1 protein-coding gene is annotated in these 1,604 nt (G+C 41.5%); it reads left to right on the top strand.

Annotation, left to right across the window (positions count from 1 at the left end; all coding sequences use genetic code 11):
* Window positions 1-88: 88 nt before the first annotated feature.
* Entirely contained in the window at window positions 89-1,561 is a 1,473-nt protein-coding gene (tnpC, locus tag NCWK1_RS28925) for an IS66 family transposase (protein WP_103125739.1), read from the top strand.
* Window positions 1,562-1,604 lie beyond the last annotated feature (43 nt).

Here is a 1,604-nt window from a genome sequence, read left to right as displayed (position 1 = left end):
CACTAATAAAAACAATGTTAAATATGTAGTAAGGATTCAGGTGGCAGAGTATTGACAAAGGGGATACTTGAGTAGGAGTATCACAAATATGAACCAAAATCTGCCTCAAGAATTAGACCGAGAAAGCTTGAACCAGTTATCAAAAGAACAACTGGTAGAGATAATTCTTGAACAGAATAAGGTAATACGTGAATTACAGAAAACCATCTTACAACTACAGCAAGAAGTAGAACGTTTAAAGGTCAGCCGAGATTTAGATAGCTCGAATTCGTCGAAACCACCATCACAAGACATCCATAAAAAGAGCGAAAACAAAAAAGCTCCCCCACAAGAGGAATCAAATCAGCCAAAAAAGAAGCCAGGCGGTCAGCTAGGACATCAGGGAAAAACCCGTAAAGGCTTTGGCAGCGTAGACCGTTATGAAATCTTACGCCCTCTAAATTGTGATTACTGTGGTCAAAAAGCATTTGCGACCGTAGCCGTAAAGGTGGAAAAGCACTCAGTAGCGCAATTAGTAGAACGTCCCATAGAAATAGTGGAATATCAACGTCACACCTGCATCTGTGAGTGTTGTGGCAATTTACAAGCAGCGCAGTGGCCACAACACATTATTCCCGGACAAGATTTAGGGGTGAAATTACAGGCATTTTTAGGGTGGGCAAATAATTATGCACATATGCCCTATGAAAAACAACAAGAAATGCTTTGGGAATTGGGGCAAATTGATATAGGGCTGGGGACGTTAGTTGCAACCAATGAACGAATAACTGGGGCAATTAAACCGAGCGTCATTGAGTTAAGTAGTTGGGTAAAACAGACACAACCTAACATTCATGTAGATGAAACACCTTGGTCTGTCAAGGGAGTGAAAGAATGGTTGTGGGTAGTTGCCAATTCTGATTTCTGCCTGTTTACTGCGGCTGATACTCGTTCTAGAGCCGAACTAGAAACAATTTTAGGGGCTAAATATACAGGGGTACTCAGCAGTGATGATTTTAGCGTTTACAATGGCTATCAAGCTGTAGCCCAGCAGAAATGTTTAGCACATCTACGCCGTCACTTCAAAAAATTAATTCAGCTTCCAGGTCTTCACAACCAAGCCATTGGCGAAACGTTTGTTAATTTAATTGATGAAGCTTTTAGACATTACGCCCTATGGTTTGAGACTCTTGACTGTGCTAGTTACAATGATTGGGTCAATCAATTCAAATCCAAATTGCAACAAACACTCGATTGTTGGATTGACTTAGCAGGGGCTACAGCAGGCAAGCTTTTACGTTCTTTGCGTGATAAAGCACATCAATGGTGGTATTTTCTTGACTACCCTGAAGTTCCCCCTGATAACAATCAGGCTGAACGTTCGCTACGTTTGGCTGTCACGAAACGCAAAGTTAGTGGTGGTTCCCGTTCAATGGAGCGATTTAAAAACACTGCTAATTTGTTGACGGTGGTGCAGACTTGTCGCCGTCAAGGTAGGTCTGTTATTGATTTTTTTGCACAAGCTCTAATTGCTGACTCCAATAATACTCAGTCTCGCCCTTCTTTACTTCCGCAATATTAGACCTGAATCCTTACAATATGTAGCAGCTTCTTTGGATGGAGAA

The organism is Nostoc cycadae WK-1, from assembly GCF_002897135.1.
Taxonomy (GTDB): domain Bacteria; phylum Cyanobacteriota; class Cyanobacteriia; order Cyanobacteriales; family Nostocaceae; genus Nostoc_B.
Note: the sequence above shows the minus strand (reverse complement) of the source record. Positions and strands in the feature narration are given on the sequence as shown.

Bases quoted from the DNA above. Each gene is read 5' to 3' on its own strand.
- tnpC (WP_103125739.1), top strand. From the start codon at position 89: ATGAACCAAAATCTGCCTCAAGAATTAGACCGAGAAAGCTTGAACCAG.